The organism is Cohnella sp. LGH (assembly GCF_017671885.1).
Taxonomy (GTDB): Bacteria; Bacillota; Bacilli; order Paenibacillales; family Paenibacillaceae; genus Cohnella; species Cohnella phaseoli.
In genome coordinates this window covers 2,373,274-2,396,270 of record NZ_CP072117.1, presented here as the reverse complement: position 1 = coordinate 2,396,270, position 22,997 = coordinate 2,373,274, and the positions used below count along the sequence as shown (strand labels likewise).

Below are 22,997 nucleotides of genomic sequence, written 5' to 3'. Positions count from 1 at the left end.
TCAATGAGCAAAATCCCCTACGAACGGAAAAATTCCGTCTTTGTTCTCAGCTCGGCGGATTTGGCCCTTAGCGAGTCCGTGGAAGCGGCAATTTCCTGCATAACCGCCGTCTGCTCCTGAGACGCGGAGAATACTTGCTGCGCCCCGAGCCGTATACGATCGGCCACTGTCGCGACGCGACGCGCTTCGTTCAGCTGCATGGTCGCCTGCTCGGCTTGACGGGAAATGCCGGCCGCCATCGATTCGACGAGGCCGACCACTTGCTGGGCCTCCTCGTTCACGTCATGGAAGGCCGCCGCAAACTTCTGTCCGCCCTCCGCCTCGCGTTCGGACAGCTCGTATTGGGAACGGATATGGCCGACTGCTCTGCCGACTTCCTCCTGAATGTGGCGAATCAACGTACGGATGTTTTTGACCGATCCGGCGCTCTCGTCCGCAAGCGATTTGACCGCTTGAGCGACGACCTCAAAGCCGCGTCCCTCTTCCCCCGCTCTTGCCGCTTCAATGGAGGCGTTCAACGCCAGCAAATGCGTCTGATCCGCAATATCCCCTACGACGTCGGAGATCGTGCCGATCTGCTTGGCGTAATCGCTCAGCTTCTCGACGACGTCCATCGCTTCCCTGTTCAGCTCGGACAGCTGCCGCATGCCGCCGATAAGCGACTTGAACACTTCCTCGCTTTGCGCGGCCGCTCGGTTCATCTGCGTGACGCGCTCGCGGGCGACGGCCGCCTCGTCGCTCATCCGGTCGGCGGCTGCCGACAGCGTCTCCGCGTCGAGATGCAGCCGTTCCGCAGACTCAGCCTGAGTCTGAGTGCCGGAAGTAATCGCTTCCGATTCGTTCGTCATCTGCTCGATCTGCCCGGTCGCTTGTCCGACCGCTTCCTGCAGCTCCCTGACGTGAGAATCCGTAAGCCGCGTATTTTCCTTGATTCCGTCGATCATCTCTCGCAGCTGCGCCAGCATTTTATCGAACGCTTCGCCAAGCTCCTGCATTTCATCTCCCGAAGCGGGCGGCGATACGTTGGCTCGCAAATTCCCTTTCGCCGCTTCTCTCGCCGCATCGGTCAGGGATACAAGCGGCTTAAGCAGCCATTTTGCCGCGAAGAAGCCGAACAGGCCCGTCCAGAATATGCCGAGCAGCAGGGTCAGAAGAACAAACAGCCATCCCGATATAAAGTCGAACATATCCTTAAGTACTAAGAGAAAGAAAGCGCTGGTCGCATATGTAACTGCCGATACCGCGGTAATTCCGATTACCATTTTTTTGACGATTCCGAACTTCGACTTCATGAGCTTCCTCCTCGTGGCCTGAATATGCTTTCATTGAAGCATGCATTCGACATGGATACTGTGACTTACTTCACATTTTAGCCTAGAACGCTTCCAGCTGCCAGCCGTCGTCTTCCGCTTTTATCGAAGCGGCATCAGTGGTAAGTTAAGAGGATAGGGAGGAAGACGATATGATCATTGCAGTCATCGCGGCGTCACTGCTTATTTCGGCCATAGGCGCATACGGATTCTTCATAGAACGGGGACGATTGCGCATCGTTAGACATACGATCCGTTCTCCTCGCATCCCGCCAAGCTTCGACGGAGTCACGATCGCGCAGTTCAGCGACATTCATCTCAGTCCGGCGTATTCTCTTAAACGGCTGGGCAAGCTCGTAGAGGCCGTCAATTCGCTGCATGCCGACCTGGTCGTATTCACCGGGGATTTGCACGATGCGCGGCGAAACGACAATATCGCGAAATACGACCCGTCGCCAATACTTGCGCGAATTCAGGCGCGCCTGGGCAAGTTCGCCGTCTACGGCAATCACGATTTCGGCTACGAACGCAAGCTCCGCTCCTCGGGAGCGTTCCTGAGCCGGGGAGGGTTCTCCGTACTGATTAACTCGACCCAGCGCATAGAGCATACGGATGGGGATTACATTACGATCTCCGGTCTGGACGATTACGTGCTAGGCAAGCCTAACGCAGCTAAAACGATCGCCCGCTTGGAGGACGATCGTTTCCATGTGCTTCTTGTTCATGAGCCGGATATGGCGGATCGGCTGATTCGTTATCCGATCGACTTGCAGCTGTCCGGACATAGCCACGGCGGGCAAGTGCGCCTGCCGCTTCTCGGTCCGCTCGTGCGTACGAAGCTCGGAAGCAAATACGTCGGCGGCATGTACCGGATCGGCGGTCGACACCGCGACAAGCGACCTTACCGATTGTACGTGAATCGTGGAATCGGAACGACGCGCATCCCCATCCGGCTGTTCTGCGCTCCAGAGCTGACCGTGTTTACTCTGCGACGCGAATGAACAAGGGGCTTCTTTTTAGGATTCCAGCAAGCGTTGGCCGATATATTCGCCTTCTCGCAAGCCGCCGGGGCAAGCGAACATGCCGCTGGCCACATGAACCGCATATTCGTTCAAGGCGTCGCGACTCTGCATCAGCTTAAGCATCGGCAGCAATTGCTCCTCCGGATTGCGCTGGTAGCTGACGAACAGGAGCCCCGCGTCGATATTGCCTGTGCGAGGATCGACTCCGTCCGTATACGAATAGCCTCTGCGGTGAATAAGCTGCTTCGTTTCCTTCGCCAGCCGCACATGAGACCGATCCGGCAGCTGCGACGGATCGACCTCTTCGAACTCCTCTTTACGCCCATATGCCGCGCCCGATTCCTTGTATCTTCCGAACGTATCCTCCTGGTCGGCGAGAGACGACCGGTCCCACACCTCGAGCAGCATACGCACCTTGCGATAAGCCATATAACTGCCGCCCCGCATCCAATCCGGCTCCCCGTCCCCCGCCCATACGACGCTGTCGTATCCTCCGGGCGTATCATGCAAGCGATTGGCCGTCCCGTCCTTGAAGCCGAACAGATTGCGCGGGGTTTTCCCGCCGCCCCCGCTAATAAATCCCTCCTGCAGCCAATTAACCGCCGCCGAGCCGGTCGACAGTCGGATGAAATTGCGGGCCGCATGAAAGGCCACCTGCTGATCTTCCGCGCACACTTGGATGCAGACGTCTCCTCCGGACATCAGCGGATCGAGATTGTCCCGAGGCATCCGCGGAATATCCTGCAAATAGAGAGGAAGCTTGCTTGCGAGTCCGAACCGGTCCTTGCCGTCTTGAAGAAACATCGATGACCCGAAACCGAACGTTACGGTCAGCTTCGCGGCCGGAAGATCGAGCGTCTCGCCCGTATCGCTGGGAGGAAGCTGCGGATTGCTTCCCGACTTCATCGAGCTTCCGGCGGTGCCGAGGTCGGCAAATTTCGTCCAGTCGCGAAATAGCCGGATAACGGCCGCACGATCCGCGGCCGTTATCCGAAAGCTTACTAAATACATATAGGTTTGCTGAGGCGTGACGATACCCGCCTGGTGCTCCCCGTACATTGGAATCCGTTCCTCCGTCGTCAAGCCTCCGTTATCGGCGATAGCCGGCTCGGCGGGTTGAACCGCCTTGCCGATCGCCGCCATGCCGGAAGCGCCGATCGCGAGTCCGGCGCCGAGAGAGGCGGATATTTTCAGAAAATCCCGCCTCGACATTCCTTTCTCCCGTTCCATGCTTCTCCCCCGTTTACAGAATGCTCGCCGTCTGCGACATCAGCTGGGACAGCTGGCTGATCTGATCGCTGATCTCGCGAATCTGCTCAGTCGTAAGCTTGTCGTAAGAAACATAGATCCCGTCAGTCTGGTGGCCTCGAAGCGTCTGTTCAAGCAATTGGAATTGTTTGTCCAGTTGGTTGGCCAAATCCGGATTTTTCTCGTTAAGCGCCGGAATGATGGCCAGATAAACGTTTTTCGAACCGTCGACGTTAGCCGCAAAATCGACCAGATCGGTGTGGGAGTAAATTTCCTCTTCGCCCGTAATTTTGGAGATGGCCGCTTCGTTCAGCAGCTCCATCGCACCGGCGACCATTGCCGGAGCTTCCAGCTCAAGCGTTCTAACTTTGGCCTGCAGCTCCCCCGTATCCTTAACCAGCTGATCCGCATAGACCTCCATGCCTTCAAGGGAACGGTCCAGCCACAGCGCCTTCTCGATCCGGTGGAACCCCGTCCATTCGTTCTCGTCTTCGACGTCGGCGAGACGCGCGTCGATTCGCGGATCGAGGTCCTCGAAGCTTTCGGCGATCGGCTCGATATTTTCGAAGAAGACGCGGGCTTGCGGATATTCGAGCATCGCCTTCTCGGCGTCTCCCGCCTTCACCGCTTCGACGAACGTTTTGGTATGGATAACCAGCTGATCGGCCTGCTCCTCGACATACTTCTTATAGTTCGCTACCGCCTTCGTCAGCAGTTCGGACGTACTGCCTGTCGTTTCCTTGGCGTTCAGCAGATTGTCCAGCGCCGTTTGCAGCTTCTCAGCCGTCGTTCCCAGCGCGGCAAAATCAATCTTATCGTAGGCGGACGCGGAGAAAATAGGCATCTCGTACTTCTCGACCTCCGTGTACTCGAGCGGGAACGACTGGCGGACGGAGTTCTCGTATGCCAGCCAGATGTCGTTGATCGATTTGCCGAGGCTCTTCACGGCAGCCGCATCCTGCTTCTGGATCGCTTCCTGAAGCTTCTTCGTTTCCTCTTGCAGCTTGACCGTCTCTTCTTGAATCGGAGTAAGCGCGTTGCCTGCGGCTTCGCCTGAAGCTGCCGACGTTGCGGAGGCAGTCGCCGGAGCGGTCGCCTGCGCCGTCTTTGACGGCTCGCCCTCGTTGTTTGAATTACCGCATGCGCTTAAAGCTAATCCTGTAGCCAGCAGCAAGCCTGTCAATTTGATGTTTCTGTTCATCGTACGGTTTCCCCCATTTTCGACTATTCGACGTCTATCGGCGTCTTTATGATTTTGGCTTTGCGTTCCGACCTGCCGCTCGCGCCGCTCAAACGGCGGAAGACAAGGACGGAAACGGCAGCCAGTACAAACAACAATTGCGGCAGCGTGCTGTACCAGGACGGGAACAGCCCGATCTCGCCGTATTCCGGCAAATAATCGTGCACGGCCGCCGGCAGCGCGCCGGCCATCTGCAAACTGTGAACGCCCGATCCCATAAACTTGAAGCATAGATAAAACACAATGACGCTGGAAACGAGAAAGACGGGCCGAATCGGAAGCTTCGTTCCGAGCCGGATCATAAGCAGCGCGCAGACGCCGAGAACGCCAAAGCCTGCGGCGATTCCTCCGAGAAGCTCGCCCGCCGGCAACTTACCGACCATCCCGACAAGAAATATGACGGTTTCCAGCCCTTCGCGCACGATGGCGAAAAAAGCAAGCAGCCCCAAGGAGGCCATTTTTCCGTTTGTCATCGCTCGCACGCTCTCGTTTTTCAGAAATTGCCCCCAGCGCTTCGCGTCGGAATTGCGATGCAGCCAATAGCTGACATAGAGCAGCAGCAGGCTGGCAAGCACGCCCGTCCAGCCGTTGATTAGCGAGTTGTTGCGCCCAAACGCCCCGGAGGACAGCAGAAGCGACACCGCCAAGCCGATTCCGATGCTCGCCAGCACGCCTGCGACCGAGCCTCCTACAACCCAATTTTTCGCCCGGCCGGATTCCGATTTCCGAGCGTACAGCAGCAGCGTTCCGACGACAAGCAACGCCTCCAGCCCTTCCCTCAGCGGGATCAGAGCCGCATCAATCCATGAGTAGCTCGCGTCGACAAGCGGATTAAGCGATTCGATCATCCGCTGCGCGACCGGAAACGCCTGCCCGCGTTGGGACGGATTCGTCAAGTACGCGTCCATAAGCACGAGATCTCTCTCGGCATGGTTGTATACGGTTTGCGAACGGCTGACCACATCGCCCTCGACCGACAGCCACTGGCGCTGCAGCAGACGCACTTCCTCCTGCGCCTCCGTCCAACGCTCCCCCTTCATTAAATCCGCGGCCCCGCGAAGCTTCAACACGTATGCACCTAACGACATGCGCCCTTTGCCGTCGTTGCCAGTGTAGGCTCCGTCCTCGTAATTGCGCAGCGAGAACCGCAGCGCCCCGGCTTCGTCGGCGGCTCTCTGCATCTCTCCGTTCAGCAAAGCGAGAGAAAGATTAGCGATCTGCCGATCAATCTCCAGCGACAGATCGAGAGAGCTTGCTTTCACCGTCTTCTTATTTGCGGTCCACCATTTCTTGACGCGGCTGAAGCTGTCGGCCGCCCCTTCCGAATTATCCGATTCCAATCCGGAAATCATCTCTTCGACGCTTGCGATCGCCTGCTTTGCGGAAGCGTCTTGTTCGGCCGACGCTTCTGCGCCGATTGCAAAAGAAAGCACGCCGAATAAAGGTACGACCAACAGGATCGCCCTTACTGCCGCCAACAACGTTCTGGCGGACACACGGCCGGATTTGGCCATCTCGACTGCCTCCTTGCCTGTTGCAAATGTGACATTTCTCACATTAGATGATAATAGTTCTCAATTACATATGAAATTATAGACATAAGGAAACAGGCGTGTCAATAGAGAAATTGCAAAAAAATTCAAGTTGGCGCACAAGATTGAATAAGTTGGCCAAATACGCGAATATAAGAAGAAGAACAAAGCAACGAGGAGGCCGGCAAAGTGGATTATATGACTCACACATTATTTGGAGTCGCCATCTATGGGGCGTTAAAAAAAACGGACATGGATGTCAAGACGAAGTGGGCTTTCTTCGGAGCTTCCGTCGGCTCAAGCGTTATTCCGGACATCGATATTCAATGGGCGCGCGCCGGCGCGGACTACTTAATGTCGCACAGGGGAATTACCCACTCCTTCGCCATGGTCCCCGTGTGGGCGGGAATGTTTTCTCTGCTGGCCTGGGCCATATTCCGCGTGAAGGATCGACGATTGTTCTGGACCGCTGTCGCAGGAGTGCTGCTGCACATTATTAGCGATTGGACGAACGCCTGGGGGACGGGATTGCTTGAGCCGTTCACCTCGCGCAGATATGCGATCGGCATTATTCCGAACAAAGGGAATGTGTTCTGGGTGATGGCGGCCGCGATCGTCCCCTTCCTGCTGCTTTTCCGCAGAGAGAAGCAGCGAACGAGGCTGTTTCGTCTATTTTGGGGGATGGCCGCGCTTTATGCCGGATTTCAGATCGCCCATTCCGCCTACGTATACGCGGACTTGAAGCAAGAAGGCTTCGATCGGGTAGCCATTCGCGCGGATCGGTATCCCGGAGGCCTATCGTATTATGCGAAAAAAGACCTCGAGGTCGTCGAAGGTCGGCACCAAATCGGCGGCGCAAGCGAGACCGTCCGCACTCACCGAATCGATCCGGTGGACGTCGAAGCTTTAATGAAGTACCCGTCCGCCAAAAGCTTGCTTTTATTCGCTCCATTCGTAGTGACGCAAGAGTCGGGCGACGAAATCCGCATTTTCGACCCTCGCTTCTCGGGCATGCGCTCGATGCTTAGCGTTCAAGTACCTAAGCCGTAGTGCTGAAATGGGAAAGAGGCTGATCTACAAGCTTTCAAGCAACTCTGCTTGTAAATCAGCCTCTTCCGACTTGCCGTCCACCCCCTCTGGGGGCGCCGATGATTATTTCCCTTCGTTAATCTGCTTGATCAGTTCGACCGGGATTTTCGGCACGCGATCGTACGTCAGCAGCCCGTTAATCTCCTGCTCCACATCGGTCAGCTGCGTATAGCAGATGCCCTGCACGACGCCCGATTTCAACAGCGGATGAATGACAGCGCGAAGCCGCTCCGCGTAGTCCTCGTCGTTCTCGGCTCCGGAGTAGCCCCAGCCCTCCCATTCGCTCTTCTTGTAGCCGATTCCGCCGAACTCGGTAACGAGAATCGGCTGACCCGCGTAATCATGCCCGCTGACGGACAGCCTGCGATTCGCCGGCATCGTGCTTATCGCCTTCTCCGGAGTGCTATAGCGCTCCTCAAGCACTTCGCGACGCCACTCGTAATCGTGAATGTTGAACAAGTCCGTTGCGACCAGCTCCCAGCCGTCGTTGGAGACGACAAGCCGCATCGGGTCCAGCGACTTCGTCAGATGATACATCGTTAACGCGTGCTGCTGCTGACGTTTGTCGATCTGAATGTTCGGCACGCCCCAGCTTTCGTTAAGCGGCACCCATGCAACAATGGATGGATGATTGTAATCGCGCTCCATCGACTCCTGCCATTCGTTTACGAAACGGCGCACGTATTTCTCCGAATATTGATACGCGTTAGCCGCCTCGCTCCAGACGAGCAGCCCCAGCTTATCAGCCCAATATAGATAGCGCGGGTCCTCCAGCTTCTGGTGCTTGCGCGCCCCGTTAAAGCCCATCTCCTTCGTCAGCTCGACGTCCCGCTTGATCGCTTCGTCGCTAGGCGGCGTCAGATTGCCGTCGGGAAAGTACCCTTGGTCGAGCACCAACTTCTGAAAATAAGGCCGATTGTTCAAGCAGAACTTTCCGTCCTCGACGGATACTTTGCGCATGCCGAAATAGCTGGAAGCTTCGTCGATCGCAACGTCGCCGTCCCGCAAAGTGTAGCGGACGTCGTACAGGTTCGGACGTTCAGGCGACCACCAGCGGCCTTGGGAATGATCGTTGAAATCCGTCAGCCGGATCGTTCTCGTCTCCTCCTCGTTGTTTACCTTTACGATGTCGCGAGCGACGAGAGCGCCTTGGAAGGAAATGTCGATTTCAAGCGTGAGATTTTCCGGCCTGTCCGCCAAGCCGCCGAAAAACACCCGCATTTCGATATCGTTGCGATCGATGTCCGGCGTGTACCGCACTTTGTCCATATAGGTTTGTCCGACCGCCTCAAGCCATACGGTCTGCCAAATGCCGGTCGTTCGCGTATAGAAGATGCTCGCCGAATCCTTGAGCCAGTACTGCTTGCCCCGAGGAAGCGTAACGTCGCGGCTGTAGTCTACCGCTTTGACGACAAGCGCATTGGCGCCGCTCGGATTAATCATATCCGTGATATCGGCGCTGAAAGGCGTATGGCCGCCCTCATGCTTAACGGCCAGCTTCCCGTTCACCCATACCGACGCCTCGTAATCAACTGCTCCGAAATGCAAAATCGTGCGTTTGCCGGAGAAGGACGCGGATAGCTCGAAGGAGGTTCTGTACCAGACCGTATCGTGAAAATCGGGATCGCCGATGCCACTCAGCTTGCTTTGGAAAGCGAACGGAACTTGAATGCGACGGGACAACTCCTTGTCGCCCGTATGCCAATGCTCCTTGTCCCCGATACGACCATCGTCGAATTCAAACTCCCATTCACCGTTCAGATTGATCCAACCCGCGCGCTCGAATTGCGGGCGCGGATGCTCCTGTCGATATTTTGTCGTCATGCTCTCATCCTCCATATCATTAACTATTTAATTAACTAAATAACTTAACGATTTATTATACAGCTCATATTATCGAATAATCAGCTAATTTAGTCAATACTCAATTGTTTAATTAACTTTTGAGTTATATAATGAAAGGAATACATGCGAGGAGATTGTTATGATCATACAAGTCCATTCCGGCAATACGGCTTATTTCGAATGCTTCGCCTCCGAGACCCGGCTGCGCATGATCGAATTGCTGAACGTAAGACCGATGAACATCAAGGAGCTTGCCGCTGAATTGGAGCTTTCTTCGGCCATTATTACCAAGCATATTCAGAAGCTTGAAGACGCGGGGATTGTAGGGACGGAAAGCCTATCGGGGCTGAGAGGGAGACAGAAAGTATGCCGCCTGCTGCCCGATACGGTAACGCTGCAGTTCAGGACGCCCGAAGCGAAGGACCTCCGTCAGTATTCGGTATCCGTACCGATCGGCCAGTTTTCCGATTTTCAAGTGAAGCCTACCTGCGGGTTAACCTCGGAGCAAGCCTTGATCGGAATGGTGGACGACCCCCGCTACTTCTCCGATCCGGAACGCGTGAAAGCCAAGCATCTGTGGTTCGCCAGCGGCTTCGTCGAATACCGGATTCCCAACTATCTCGTCGGCAGCCAGAACGCGCAAAGCCTCAGCCTGTCGCTGGAGCTGTGCTCCGAGGCTCCCGGCTACAACGAGAATTGGCCCTCCGACATTACCTTCTCGATCAACGGCGTCGTCATTGGCGTATGGACCTGTCCCGGCGACTATGGAAGCCAGCGCGGAGCGCACACGCCGGCCTGGTGGAATATGGGCACGCAGCACGGATTGTTGAAGACGCTCGCGGTCCGGTCGGACGGAACTTACCTGGACGGGGTATATCTGTCCGATACGACCCTCTCCGATTTAGGCATACGCTACGGAGAAGATCTTCGCTTCCGCATCGCCAGCCGCGAGGACGCCGAGCATCCCGGCGGTGTCAGCCTGTTCGGCCGACAATTCGGCAACTACGATCAGGAGATCGAAGTGACGGTTCATTATTAAATTGTCGTCGCCCCCTGCAGATGAGGCATATTAAAAAAATACGGAGCAGAGTGACATAAAGACAATAATCCTTTTCAGGAGGATAATTTGAAAAATATTAAAATATTAACATTTATTGTTGCCATGTTGTTTTGCACGTCATGTTCAAACGCAAAACAAGATGATCTCCACAGTTGGGCATTCGATGTTGTAACGTGGGATAATGCGGTATACAAAGTAACAAATGAAATTGTTTATGAAATTGAGGAACAAATTGGAACCATAAAGAAACATTCTACCCATGAAAGCGATCATTTGCCGAATTTATTTTCTAACAAGTATAAGAAAGGAACCAAACTATTCAAAATTAAAAATATTGAGGCAAACGAATCGATCGCTGTATTGAAAGATGATACCTTCTTAAAAGCATTAAAAATGGATGGAATGAAAACAGCGGCTTAAAGCCGCTGTTTTCATTCCCCAATTCAATTATCGTTTCAACCCTGATTCTTCTATTAATTTCGACTCAGTAAAGACCTCATTACTAGTTGTTCCATGATATCTTGCGTAACATTAGAGACAGATTTATTTCTTGCTGTTAAAGGAGAATAAGTATTTGTACCTAAATGTAGCAACAATCTCGGAATTCCATTTAGATGCGCCAGTCGTCCATATACTCTTATAATAGTTTTTATTTTGAGGAGGGAGCCGATCGTGCAAGCTCCTCAAAAAGCTCCGCCGTACGAAGCGGATCCTTGTCATTGTAGAAAATGTAGACCTTATCCAGCTTGATGCGGATGTAGGGCGGATTGTTTTTGAACACGTACAGCCGTGTTTTGCCAAGCCCTTTCAGGCGAAAATGTCCGCGTGCTTGCGTACCTGTCGCTTCCCCGTTTAATTTAGTGCCGGATGGAATTTCATCGACCAGAGATAATTCCTCTATGTCGGAAAGGCTGAAGTCGAAGGAGTACATCGGATAATCGATGCTTACCGTACTGTCCGGCATCAAAGTCATCGTCGGGGAAGTCAGCTCCGATCGGATAAGAATAAACGACACTCCGACAACGACTGCCGCCAGCAGCCCCAAAACTCCTCCTGCAATTAGCTTGCCCGCCAACGTGCCCGTATTGATCGTTTCGCCTATGCCGATTCTTTTCGGGACAAGCAAGCTTTTATCGTTAGGATTATGGTAGGTGAAACCGTTAGCCCAATACTCGTCGTCATCCGTGTAGACGATTTTGTCGTCCTGCTCCAGCAGCTCTTGTTCGAGAGCGCGTACTTTGCGATGTACATACAAGATTGAACCAAGCGGAATTACCGTAAAAGCCAGCGTAATCGTGAGCCACACGCCCAACCCATCCTCGCTGCCGTTAGCGGCGGCCTGATAGATGAGCGCAACGTGGATATTTTCGACAATGGCCATCATCAGCCACAAATAAGACCAGGCGCGCCGCCTCGCCTGATTAAGGCTTACGTTGACATCGCTGTTCATACTGTATACTCTGGCTTTCGCTCTTCTAGTTCCGAGAGAGATAAGCAGGAATAAGACGGTAACCAACCCGGCAGCAACCCCAAGACCGATAAAATCGGAGCCTTCTTGTGCATTCCATACCATCAGCCCCGCCGACATTGCCGCGGGAATCGCGAACAGCGCCACGGGCGCCGAACGGCGGTTTTTTAGCTGGGCGACGCGCAGATCGCTCTGAATGACCCGCTTCTCTCCGACAAACCAATCGTTATCCCGCTTAAGCGCCAGCATCTCCCGGAATGCCCGTCTGAACGGCACAGTCCCGACCACAAAATAGACGCAAATCCACAACAAATAATAAATCGTTTGATAGGCCGGCAACGCATAAAGGATCGCCACAGGAACGAGTAAAAGCAGCATAAGCCAGTTCGCACGCGCGAAACGCCGCTTAAAACCAGCCTGAATTTCACGGATTCCGTCATGGACTATGGCATGCTCGGGCAAGGAAATAGCAAACAGCATTCCCTTCCTATAGCTGGCTTGCGGTCTATAGGTAACGATCATGACGATAAAGCAAATAGCGGCCGTAATCAAAAAAACCGGAGTAAGAATAGCGATCAACTCTTTTCTTTAGGATGGCTGATGCCGGTAGGTCATCTTGGAGAAAATGTTGGAGATCATCGACTGGAACACGGATTGGTCGACGCCCTTAATCGTTGCCTGCGCGATAATCAGCTGAAGTTGAGCTTCGAGTTGCTCGTTGTGGACGGCATCCATCTGCGTTTTCGGACTGACCTTCGCCCCATGCCGCCGATCGATGACGATGTACCCTTCCTGCTTCAGAAGCGCATATGCTTTGTTTACCGTCATCGTATTAATGCCCAAATCCTCCGCCAGTTGGCGAACTGTCGGCAGCTTCTCCTGTTCCTTCAGCCCGCCGGTCGCAATGCCGATCACGATCTGATTGCGCAGTTGTTCGTAGAGCGGCGTTTCGCTATCCAATTGCAGCGTAATGACCATGAGGATCGCGCTCCTTCTCCCACTTTAAGTATTATATATTGTAATACAAATAATACTTAATGGGCAAGGGCGGAGGTGCTTATCGCAACGTTGCTAGGCCTAGCAGACTGCGTACCCCCTTTCGCTAACCCTTAAGGTACCTTTTTGGGTCCACTCTCGCATTCCGCTACCGCTTGGCACTTTTTCGCCCCCCTTCCCCAACTTGGCTTGTACTCTTGATCTGCCTCCTTCAGAATGGAGACTGACAACATGAACTTTGATGGAGGCCATTCCTTTAATGCTGACGATTCGCGATTTTCCAACCTACCTTGAAAAATTTACAGCACATCTTGCCGTTGAACGTAATTTATCCCCCAAATCCATTAAGGCATATTCCTGCGACTTGGGCCTATTGCTCAACTGGTGCCATTCCCGCTCTAATGACATCATCGGCGAATCAGACATTCAGGCCTACTTTGCCGAGCTGATCCATGAGCAGCTGATTAAGGATTCTTCCATTAAGCGGAAATATGTATCCGTTAAATCCTTCTTTAACTTCATGGTGAACAAACAATGGATCTCGCATTCTCCCATTCAAGCGTTGGGGAGAAACTTCAAAAAATCAAAACGCATTCCCAAAACCTTATCGACCGAAGATGTCCGCAAGCTGTTGACTTCCGTTCAAACAGATTTGCAAACCCTAAAAAGCGCTTATCGACAAAAAATCTGTATTCGCAACAATGCAATTCTCGAACTGCTATTCTCGACCGGCATACGAATTGGGGAATTGGTGGGGATCAAACTGAGGGATTTAGACCTGGAAAAGCGAACACTGCTCATTTTCGGCAAGGGACGAAAGGAACGAATCCTCTACCTTTCTTCCGAGGAAGTTCTATCGAAAATCAAGATGTGGCTGGATATCCGAGACTTCCTAGAGCCGCAGTGCGATGCACTTTTTATTAACAAGTATGGGAATACGCTTACAATCTATTCGATTGAAGACATTTTCTACAAATACCGTAACGCCTCCAACATCAACAACCAGGCAACTCCTCACTATCTCAGGCACACCTTTGCCACACAGCTGCTGGACAACGGAGCAGACCTAAGATCCGTTCAGGAAATCCTCGGCCACTCCAGCGTCAGCACAACCGAAATTTATACGGAGGTATCTATCCAGCGCAAAAAGGACGTTCTCTCTCGTTTTAACCCTCGGAACAATTTAATTTTGTAGCCGATCAGACCTCCTAATAACTATGAATTATTTGGAGGTTATATAATGAGTGAACTGTTCAAGCTTGTTGAACAATCTAAATTGAGAGCAACCAGTATTCGGGAACGATATCAAATTGCTCTAGTTTGTAATTCACGCTCTAAGACGAGGATCATCAATAATCAACAGATTGATTATTCAGAGAATAATGAATTTTTTTCTGATCAGGAATTTTCTGAGATTTTTGATGGGATACAAGCTTCAGAGTTCTATATCCTTCCCTTTTTTAATGAACTTACTTTTATCGTCAAAACTCTTGAAGAATCCTATTTCAAAAATAATAAACTTGTCTATAATCTATCTAGAAACGGAAAGCATGTAGGAAAAAAGTCGCTAATTCCCTCTTTTTGCGATTTGCTCTCAATTCCCTATACTGGTTCCAATGCCTTGATTACTTCATACTGCAGGGCAAAATACATGTACACCAAATACTTACAGGCACATCAAATCAACACCCCTAAAACGTGGGTATTCATTGGTAATAATAGTTGGCTTAATAATGATAAGCCTGTTCTTGGAACATCTATTGTCTTAAAATCGATGCATGAATCTGCAAGCATCGGTCTTGAAAAAAATTCAATTTTTTTGTTTGACTTAAATTGCATGTCACATCTTGAATCCTTATATTCATCTCAACAATCTCCTATTTTAATACAAGAGTTAATAAGCGGCTACGAGTGCGAGGTTCCTTTATTTATTGGCGATAAAATTTACGCTATGGATCCTGTAGGTATATCCATAGACGGAAAAAGAAACATAAATTCAGAGATTTTAACCTACGAACGTTCTTATAAAGATCAATATGGTTTTTTTTCTTTAGCCGATGAGTTCAATTCAATAACAATAAATCAGATTAAAAGCATAGCAATTCAGGTTGCTCGGTTAGTTAGTTTGACAAACTACGGTAGGATAGATTTTCGAGTTGATACTAAAGGAATCCCCTACGTAATAGATATTGCAACATCACCATACACCACCAAACATAGCTCGTTTGCGTACTCATTCATGAATCTTGGAATTGCCTACGAGGATATCTATGCTACGATTATCAATTTAGCCTGCAAAGATTCTGAAATCTAAATTGATGTGAATTGCAAATCTGAGAATAGAAATAACCGACAATAAAAGCCACCCGCTTCATCTAAGGGATTAGCATTTTGATATATCCATTCGTCCAATTGATTAGAAGGATGAGAAGCTTTATGCTCAATTAACTTTTGTAGAGCGAAGTTTCGCTGCTGAATTAAAAGTTTGTTTTTCTTATGGAAACTTGGGAAATTATCTTTCATCCTGCTACAGTATTTCTCGGCTTCTTCCCATGAATGTTGAAGTACGCATAACACCAAGTTAAGATTCAAAACATAGTATTGATAGAAACTGTCCTCTGTATCCTTTAATATTTTGTTTGTGAGAACATCCAGCATCTCTTGACTTGTCTGATAGTCACCTTTCATAAGATATAAATTGATCATGTTAATATGAATGATTGCGTTGCTTTCTCTTGATACATCAGAAACTTTTTTTTCAAATTCTTGTATTGCTTCTGATATGTATAATTGGTTTTCATATTCTTTAATATTATACTTATTGAAAAATTTGGATAGTATTATGTTATTATATACTTTTTCTTGTGACGGAAACTGTACGAGTGGATGTTCAGTCACTAATTCTAAACATTTCGTTAGATGATTTATCGCTTCATCATACTTACCTAGAACAAGCAAGTTGCCCGAATGGTTACAAAGCGTCAAGTAGTATTGCAAATAATCGCTTCTATTAGAAAAATACTCTAAACTATCCGCTGTATTAAATACAGCCAATGAGGCTTGTTTAAATACACAAGCTTTTCGAGCAATAACGTTTCCCAGATATTCGTAATATCCATGACCTCCTTTGTAATTATTAATGTAAGCAAGTAATTCATTTACAATACGCTCACTCTGGTCAAAATCTCCTAACTTGTTTGAGTAGGTGGAAAATAAGGTGAATGCGATTTTGCACCATTGTTCCTTTTCGTGGGACTTCAATTCATTTAAAATTTCATGAAGTCGCTCGGTCAAGCGTCTGATTTTGTCCGTATGTATATTCACCATTAAGGCAACGACAAGTTTCATCCGTTCAATTTCAGACATGATAAGTGACGTCCCCAAAAGAGGGACTTGATCCAACACTTGTGATGCTTCCCTATACCGTTCTTGAAAGTACAGCTCGTAGGCATTTTTTAAATTTAAAAATAGAGTATATTGTCTCTTTACATCATGTCTATCCAAGCTGCTTTGAGCTTTTTCTTTGATTAACACTTCTATTTTTTTGGATTCGGCATCTTCAATTGAACTTTCAATATTACGACAATAGGCCATCGTGAAAAGTTCTAAAACTTCTAATATCCGTTCATTATTAGGATCTCCTACAGATAAATAATAGGCTCGGCCTGCATAATTCTCAGGCTCACGTTCCTTAAGATAGTTGGCGTATTCGATCGAAAATTTGATTTCTTTTTTACTCTTTTTTAATTTTTTATAAAATAATTCTTGAATAAATGTGTTAGAAAAAATGTAGTGATTACTCTCCTTTAGAATAGCGTGTTCGCAGGATTCCTGAAGAAGATCCTCTACATTCTTTTTATGATTGAGCAGGTACTCGATTTGCTCCGCTTTAAAATCACCATTTAGAATAGAAGAAGCTTGTAAAACTTCGGATAAATCGTCTTTTTTGTCTCCAAATACTTCCAATCGATGTTCAAGCATCTTCATTACATCGAATAGACTGGTATCAGTCGATAGCTTGCTTTGCTTCGAGTAGTAATAACCCTCGATGAAAAACTTGATAAAATCTAAATTCCCCCCTGTAATCGAAATAATTTTATCCAAATCATCGTCACTAATCCTCAATTCCGAGTAGCCTAATAAATAAAGAATGCTGCGCAATTCCAATCGACTTGGAAGCGGAAATACTATTTCCAAGCCTCGAGCATATAGTGTCGAAAGATCAATGTAATCCGAGATTTGCTTGGCATCATCGTCTGTAATAATCACAACACACAAGCGTTTCTGACCAAGAAGTTTTTCACGGTAGTTATTCAAGGTCAGTAAAAAATTTTTTGATGCTACATCCCAGTATTGAAAACTATCTGCAACTATTAGAATTTGGGAAGTGGATTTTCTTTTTAGCTCTTCAACAACAAAATTTACTTTAGGATCAAGAGCAGGTTTTTTTTGAAAAACACCCGCAACGCCAAGATTAAATAGACTAGAGATTTTAAAACCCAAACTAAGATTAAAACCAGTAAATTCGTGATTTGGCCTACGGATTCCTTCAGCAAGTGTAATTGTTTCATACGACCCTACTGTATCTCTTTTTCCCTCAATATAGTATAGGGAACAATCTTCAAACTCAGCCATTTCAGTTTGGAGGAGGTATTTGATTAGGGTAGTTTTTCCCCCGCCTGCAGGTCCATGTAGATGTATGATGCTATCACCATTATCGAAAGCTTGTTTAATTTTATTCAGTGCTGTGGTCTGGCGTTTGGATAACAATTTAAAACCTCCAAATAATTCATAGTTATTAGGACATATTTGACTATTCAAAACAGTATACCAATATCCCTACATTCTTTTTGTCGATTTATGTAGAACGACTAACAAAAAGACGCTGTGCTCCGACATTTTTTTCTACGACTGACCAATTCACGCACAAATCTTATTTTCGTTGCTTTGTAAGTTTATTTCATGGTTTTGCGGAACCTTCGACGTTTCGTTCCTTCAAGCAATGATCATTCCAGCGTGTTCTCTCCTTGTTGAATGTGGTGTAGTCTACTTTCCGTAGGCGTTCAATGATATCATTTTGTTTCAATGCATTGTCTACAAACATGACGGCCCCCCGCTGCGGAGGATGTAATCGCTCCAACTGCGACGGCCGGCCATCCAGCGATGCTTTGTTTTCATCTGGCGAAAGAACCGTTCATGGTCATTGTTCGTTCAAGGTACATGTGACATTCGTAACAGGTAAACAGACCGTTCCAAAACCCTCTTGTATTTGCCAAAACATTGTTGACCAACACTTTATACTGGGCTCGTCGTAGTGCTGCATCATCCACGTGAGGAGATGCCTTATCTGAAATCGCACCTACTCACCAGCCTGATCCGGTGCACGTTCCAGGAACTTCGCGATATTAGAAAAACGCGATGCCAGCGATGAACAGCCTCGTAAGGTTGCCGGAAGCCGTTTAGTTCACTTAAAATTCTGTCGATCTGAAAGATGAGATTTTTCGGTGAGACTGCTGTAGGTAAAACAAGAATATTGATGAGTTAACTAAGGAAAATTCAGAATAGAAATATTAAACATGACATACCAAAGGAAATACGCCAAAGCAAAAGAAAAGAAGCTGCTGAAACATCTGAAAAAATATAAGGATAACCCTCTGTTTCTGTACGATTTGACGGTTCCCTTTGACAACATCAGAAGTAAAGAGGACCTACGAAAGTGCAAAAACCGCCAGAAGATGCCCGCGGATTCAGGAAGCACAGCGGTAATGAGATGTATTGCAGCATCTCAAGCGTTGTGGAAACTTGTTAGCGAAAAGGCATACAGGTGTTGGAGGGTATTCGTAGCATATTAAGCAGTACGCCGGCCATATGTGGATCGGTGTATTAGATGTTGGCTTGCTCGTAGGGCCGAACTGTAACACGAATAGCGGTAATGCTGCTCTAAGAAAAATGTTTAAATTATTCATGTAATGATTTTCAATTTGGCTTTTTTGCATCAACAATAAGTGAAACAAATCTAAATTCACCATCTTGATTTCGATTATCAAAACGTATAGAACGATATATATAGCCATCCTTCTCATTCCAGTAATTATGATGGAACCATTTTCATCACAATATTCTAAAAGAATTATATTAAAGCCTGCTTCTTAAAACATAGAAGTAATACTCTTATAGGTATGAACAATCTTATGACTTGCTGCTGGATGATCTATTGGTCCAGGCCCGTCGATCTTAACCATGTTTTGATACGATTCATTTTGAAAAAATCTATCAGGATCTATTATGGCGCTCTGATTGGCAAGCAAAGTTAAATGAAAATACAGTATCAGCTATCCTTGCAGAACACGTTTCTCAAAACGATTTTTGCTGAAAAAGCTCCTCGACTCGTTCGGTAGGAGGAGACCTATTAATGCCGCAACGCTTTGGTAGCGAGCACTGTCGGAACCGCTCTTTATGGTACAATAGGCCGTAATCGAGACTCACGGATTTCGGAAATGGTTTCCGCCATTTTCGTTTGCTTTTATCGGGATGAACACCGCGATAGAAATGCGGCTTTTAACCCAGAAGGTTGCACAAACAATCCGTATACTGAAAAGGAGAAGAACATTGCCCATGAGTGATCAAGCAGCCTATTTGCGCAAAATGGAATTGTTGAGAGAACGCGTGCCTTCCTTCCGGGAGTACCCCTTCAATCTGGATGCCGTTCACGCACTTAAAACGATAGAGTTTCATCCAAAAGTCACCTTTTTTGTGGGAGAAAACGGGGTTGGAAAATCGACGCTGATCGAGGCGGTCGCGGTTGCGCTCGGTTTTAATCCCGAGGGAGGGACGATCAACTTTACGTTCGAAACAGCTCGCACCCATTCCGAATTAAGCCATTATTTGCGCCCTGTGCGTGGTCCGCAACGACCGAAGGACGGTTTTTTCTTTCGTGCCGAGAGCTATTACAATTTAGCGACGAATATCGACGAGATGGATCGGGAGCCTTCCTATTCAGCGCCGATTATCGATTCTTACGGAGGACGTTCGCTGCATGAGCAATCGCACGGCGAATCATTTTTCGCAACATTCCTGCACCGGTTCGGCGGAAAAGGTCTTTATGTAATGGACGAACCGGAAGCGGCGTTGTCTCCTTCCCGACAAATGGCAATGCTTGCGCGTATGCATCGGCTTGTCGGTTTGCATTCCCAGTTTATTATTGCTACGCATTCGCCGATTTTAATGGCTTACCCGGACGCTTGGATTTACCAGTTGAACGCCGAGGGAATACAACGGGTCGCTTGGCAGGAGACGGACCATTATATTATAACAAAGCAGTTTTTGAACAATCACGATCGTATGCTCGGCGAGCTGTTGGCGGATAATGACGGTTAAGATGGTAAGGGTAGTCGCCTGCAGGAACAACACGTACCAACAGTCTGTTTGTTGACATCTAACCGGAGCAACCGCCGGAGCAGATAAACTCGATGAAACACATTTTTCGCCAACCAAATGAGAACTATAATCGCGAATAACTACAAGAGAAAGTAAAACCACCCCAAGGGTACTCGCCGAAGGTGAGCTTTTTTGTAACTTCATGGACTTGAAGGGACATCCCGTCCAAGCCAATTGTAAAGGCCGAGTGTTCGCAGCACTCGGCCTTTCTGCCGCGATTTTAACATATGCGGTTTCGCGCTTTACAAACTCTCAGGCAACAGATACGACGTCACTTTAACTTCAACAATTCCGATTTTTTCGCGTTATCCCATACCAACTGCAAGTCTATGACTAACTATGACTAAATCGTCGTTCGGCAAGGAAATCCGGCTCGGTAACTGCCCCATGTGATAGATTCCAGCATCCGGCGATCTCGCAGACCGTTACTTCGACGATTCCGCCGAAAATCGGTTCGTGAAAGGTCCGGAGACTGAAATCGTGCAGCTTCGATCGATTATGGCGCGTGAAGGCGGAAAGGGACGCCCCCAGAGTCTATTCGACTCCGAAAAACGTCCCGACTTCACAGCCGTGCGACAAGTCTCTACTACTCCTCTACGGCTTCCACTAGCTTCTCTGCTACTATACCGCTACTCTACCGCTCCTCCAAGCCCCGCCAAAGCCTCCGCCAGCATCACGCCGCTCAGACGGACGCTAAGCTGGATCGGGCCGGCCGGAGCTTCCGACCACGACGGGCCGATCGATCCGGAAGTGCGATCGATCCCGCGATTCCATAGCGCCTCGCCGTTCCGTCGCAAAATGTCCTTCCACTCCCCGGAGCCTTCCGCCTTACGATCGATCAAAAGCTTGATGTATCGAACGAGAATGCCCTTGAACAAGCCGGTGTCGTCGATTCCCTCGTCCGGCAGCATTCCAGTCGCCGAATCGACCAAACGGTCGATCGTCGCCCGCGCCGTTCTCTCGGCCTCGCGCAAGTAGCGGTTTTCACTCGTAATGGCGTGCAGCTCCAATCCCGCTCCGATCATGACGCCTTGACAGTAAGTGAAATCCCAGTCGTAATCGATGCGACCGTCGCCCAGCCGGTTCATGCCGTCCCAGACGAAGCCCGTCTCCCGGTCGACCAGGTTCTCCAGGTTCCACTCGTAAATTCGTTTACCCCAAGCCAAGTCGTCCTCCGCTCCGAAACGGACGTAAAGCCGGGCCGCGAGAATGGCGGCCGGTGCGTTGGCCGGCGTGTTTTTGTAGTCCAGTTGATTTTTATTCCATGCCAGGCCGCCGCCCATATGACCGTTCCAGGCAGTTTGGATGTCCGCCCACAGATCGAGCACAGCCAGCTTGTATTCCTCTTCGCCGGTATGATCGTACATTCTCAGCAGCGCCAGCGCCGTCCATTCCATATCGTCGTAATAATCGTGGCGATACGTGCCGCCGTTGGACGCCTTGAGGCCGCGGGCCAGCCGACGGGCGCGCTCCAAATACTTCCCGTCCCGGCTCCGTTCCCACCCGTCGACCAGAACGTCGATCGCATGGGCCTGCCACCAGTAGTAATAGTTCTCGCCTTCCGAGCCTTCCTTCTCCGGATACCATTGGTTCATAATGGCCGTTCGCTCGTTCCAGTAATGCCGGTAGAAAACCTCCTGAAGCTCCTCGGCTCTCTCCGTCCAGCCGCTCATGCGGTCGCCTCCGTCCGTCCGGCAAGCTCCGCAGCTTCAAGCCGCGCGGCCGCCTCCAGCAAAATCACCCCGCTGATCTGCGTCCCCAGCTCCACCGTACCGCCGGGAGGCTCGCTCCAGTTCGGGCCGAACAGCGTCCGCTCGGCGTCCCGCCCCTTGGACCACAACAGTTCGGCATTGCCCGCGACCAGCTTGGCCGCCTCCCCACTGCCGGACGGATCGGCAAGCGCAAGCTGCGCCAAGTAGCGGACGTAAATGCCTTTGAACAGGCCGGCGTCCCCGTTGCCTTCGTTCGGCAGTAGCCCCGTCTCCGACTCGGCTAGTTTGCGGGCGGCCGCTTCGGCCGTTCGCCTGGCGTCCTGGAGGTACGCGTCGTTCCCCGTCGCCCGATACAGCTCAAGCGCCGCGCCGATAAATACGCCCTGACAGTACGTAAATTCCCATTCCTTGTCGATCGCCCCGTCGCCGAGCCGGTTCATGCCGTCCCAGACGAAGCCGCTTGCGGGATCGACGAGGTTGCTTTTCAGCCAATCGTAGATTCGCAGTGCCCAACCCAGATCGGCTTCATCGCCGAATCGCGCATGCAAACGTGCGGCCAAAATAACCGCGGGCGCGTTGGCCGGCGTATTTTTATAATCGAGCTGGCTTTTCTGCCAGGCGATACCACCGCCCATGTGCTCGTTCCAGCCGGTTTGGATATCTTGCCAGAGCAGAAGCGCCGCTTCCTTATATTTCTCGGTTCCGGTCGCGTTATAGGCCCTGAGCCAGCCGATCGCCATCCACTCCATATCGTCGTACAACGCGTTCGGCCATGCGCCTCCGTTCCTTCTGAGCAATCCTTCGTACAGGGCGTCCAGCAGCTCGGAATATCGCGAATCCCCCGTGCGTTCCAGTCCGTCCGTCAACGCCTCGACCGCGTGCGCCATCCACCAATAGTGGAAAATCGTATTGCATTCGCCGTTCGGGCACGGCGTCTCAATGTCGAACATGCCGATTCCGGCATTCCAGTAACGTTCTACCAGCGCCTGCTGCGCTTGGTCGGCCCGGGCGGCCCTTGCTTCCTGTTGATGTCTCATA

The 22,997-nt window shown here is 50.0% G+C and carries 17 protein-coding genes and 1 pseudogene; 7 read left to right on the top strand and 11 right to left on the bottom strand.

The window, feature by feature from the left end; genetic code table 11:
- Positions 1-17: 17 nt before the first annotated feature.
- Complete coding sequence (locus tag J4772_RS09595; RefSeq protein ID WP_209075053.1) at positions 18-1,292, bottom strand: methyl-accepting chemotaxis protein; 1,275 nt, start codon at positions 1,290-1,292, stop codon at positions 18-20.
- Positions 1,293-1,462: 170 nt separating this feature from the next.
- Between J4772_RS09595 and J4772_RS09590 the strand changes: the two genes are divergently transcribed.
- Positions 1,463-2,311 (top strand): metallophosphoesterase, encoded by an 849-nt coding sequence (locus J4772_RS09590; RefSeq protein ID WP_209075052.1) that lies wholly within the window; start codon positions 1,463-1,465, stop codon positions 2,309-2,311.
- 15 nt (positions 2,312-2,326) lie between these two features.
- Here the strand turns inward: J4772_RS09590 and efeB are convergent, their stop codons facing one another.
- The 3 genes from efeB to J4772_RS09575 are packed head-to-tail and all read right to left on the bottom strand — an operon-like array spanning position 2,327 to position 6,334.
- Positions 2,327-3,562: an iron uptake transporter deferrochelatase/peroxidase subunit gene (gene efeB, locus J4772_RS09585; protein ID WP_209075051.1), complete on the bottom strand. Its 1,236-nt coding sequence runs from the start codon at positions 3,560-3,562 to the stop codon at positions 2,327-2,329.
- 13 nt (positions 3,563-3,575) lie between these two features.
- Positions 3,576-4,781 carry an iron uptake system protein EfeO gene (gene efeO / locus J4772_RS09580; protein WP_209075050.1) on the bottom strand — a complete coding sequence of 402 codons (1,206 nt, stop codon included), beginning with the start codon at positions 4,779-4,781 and terminating at the stop codon, positions 3,576-3,578.
- A 23-nt stretch (positions 4,782-4,804) separates the two neighbouring features.
- Complete coding sequence (locus J4772_RS09575; RefSeq protein ID WP_209075049.1) at positions 4,805-6,334, bottom strand: FTR1 family iron permease; 1,530 nt, start codon at positions 6,332-6,334, stop codon at positions 4,805-4,807.
- 216 nt (positions 6,335-6,550) lie between these two features.
- On the opposite strand from J4772_RS09575, the gene J4772_RS09570 reads away from it, so the two are divergent.
- Positions 6,551-7,402, top strand: a complete 852-nt coding sequence (locus J4772_RS09570) for a metal-dependent hydrolase (RefSeq protein WP_247741182.1) — start codon at positions 6,551-6,553, stop codon at positions 7,400-7,402.
- A 102-nt stretch (positions 7,403-7,504) separates the two neighbouring features.
- Here J4772_RS09570 and J4772_RS09565 read toward each other — a convergent pair whose 3' ends face one another.
- A complete protein-coding gene (locus J4772_RS09565) occupies positions 7,505-9,265 on the bottom strand; it encodes a glycoside hydrolase family 2 protein (RefSeq protein WP_247741063.1) in 1,761 nt (586 codons plus the stop codon).
- Between the two features lie 160 nt (positions 9,266-9,425).
- Between J4772_RS09565 and J4772_RS09560 the strand changes: the two genes are divergently transcribed.
- Together J4772_RS09560 and J4772_RS09555 are read left to right on the top strand one after the other, a co-directional pair.
- The gene (locus J4772_RS09560; RefSeq protein ID WP_209075046.1) at positions 9,426-10,325 is read left to right on the top strand and encodes an ArsR/SmtB family transcription factor; all 900 of its coding nucleotides are present in this window, start codon (positions 9,426-9,428) and stop codon (positions 10,323-10,325) included.
- A gap of 87 nt (positions 10,326-10,412) precedes the next feature.
- The gene (locus J4772_RS09555; RefSeq protein ID WP_209075045.1) at positions 10,413-10,766 is read left to right on the top strand and encodes a hypothetical protein; all 354 of its coding nucleotides are present in this window, start codon (positions 10,413-10,415) and stop codon (positions 10,764-10,766) included.
- 229 nt (positions 10,767-10,995) lie between these two features.
- Here the strand turns inward: J4772_RS09555 and J4772_RS09550 are convergent, their stop codons facing one another.
- Together J4772_RS09550 and J4772_RS09545 are read right to left on the bottom strand one after the other, a co-directional pair.
- Positions 10,996-12,393 carry a DUF5808 domain-containing protein gene (locus tag J4772_RS09550; RefSeq protein ID WP_247741062.1) on the bottom strand — a complete coding sequence of 466 codons (1,398 nt, stop codon included), beginning with the start codon at positions 12,391-12,393 and terminating at the stop codon, positions 10,996-10,998.
- A 9-nt stretch (positions 12,394-12,402) separates the two neighbouring features.
- A complete protein-coding gene (locus tag J4772_RS09545) occupies positions 12,403-12,792 on the bottom strand; it encodes a GntR family transcriptional regulator (RefSeq protein WP_116058747.1) in 390 nt (129 codons plus the stop codon).
- A gap of 277 nt (positions 12,793-13,069) precedes the next feature.
- Here J4772_RS09545 and J4772_RS09540 point away from each other — a divergent pair, with 277 nt between their 5' ends.
- A complete protein-coding gene (locus tag J4772_RS09540) occupies positions 13,070-14,005 on the top strand; it encodes a tyrosine-type recombinase/integrase (RefSeq protein ID WP_247741061.1) in 936 nt (311 codons plus the stop codon).
- Positions 14,006-14,050: 45 nt separating this feature from the next.
- Positions 14,051-15,124, top strand: a complete 1,074-nt coding sequence (locus J4772_RS09535) for a D-alanine--D-alanine ligase family protein (protein WP_209075043.1) — start codon at positions 14,051-14,053, stop codon at positions 15,122-15,124.
- Here J4772_RS09535 and J4772_RS09530 read toward each other — a convergent pair.
- Positions 15,121-17,580 carry an ATP-binding protein gene (locus J4772_RS09530; protein WP_209075042.1) on the bottom strand — a complete coding sequence of 820 codons (2,460 nt, stop codon included), beginning with the start codon at positions 17,578-17,580 and terminating at the stop codon, positions 15,121-15,123. The genes J4772_RS09535 and J4772_RS09530 overlap by 4 nt on opposite strands.
- A gap of 1,206 nt (positions 17,581-18,786) precedes the next feature.
- A pseudogene (locus tag J4772_RS36965) lies at positions 18,787-19,088 on the bottom strand (SAM-dependent methyltransferase); the annotation flags it as partial.
- A 337-nt stretch (positions 19,089-19,425) separates the two neighbouring features.
- Here J4772_RS36965 and J4772_RS09525 point away from each other — a divergent pair.
- On the top strand, positions 19,426-20,187 hold the full coding sequence (locus tag J4772_RS09525) for an AAA family ATPase (RefSeq protein ID WP_209075041.1): 762 nt from the start codon (positions 19,426-19,428) through the stop codon (positions 20,185-20,187).
- Between the two features lie 689 nt (positions 20,188-20,876).
- Here the strand turns inward: J4772_RS09525 and J4772_RS09520 are convergent.
- Both J4772_RS09520 and J4772_RS09515 read right to left on the bottom strand, forming a co-directional pair.
- Positions 20,877-21,920: a glycoside hydrolase family 76 protein gene (locus J4772_RS09520; protein ID WP_209075040.1), complete on the bottom strand. Its 1,044-nt coding sequence runs from the start codon at positions 21,918-21,920 to the stop codon at positions 20,877-20,879.
- Positions 21,917-22,996, bottom strand: a complete 1,080-nt coding sequence (locus tag J4772_RS09515; protein WP_181917420.1) for a glycoside hydrolase family 76 protein — start codon at positions 22,994-22,996, stop codon at positions 21,917-21,919. Before J4772_RS09515 ends, J4772_RS09520 begins: the two co-directional genes overlap by 4 nt.
- Between the last annotated feature and the right edge of the window lies 1 nt (position 22,997).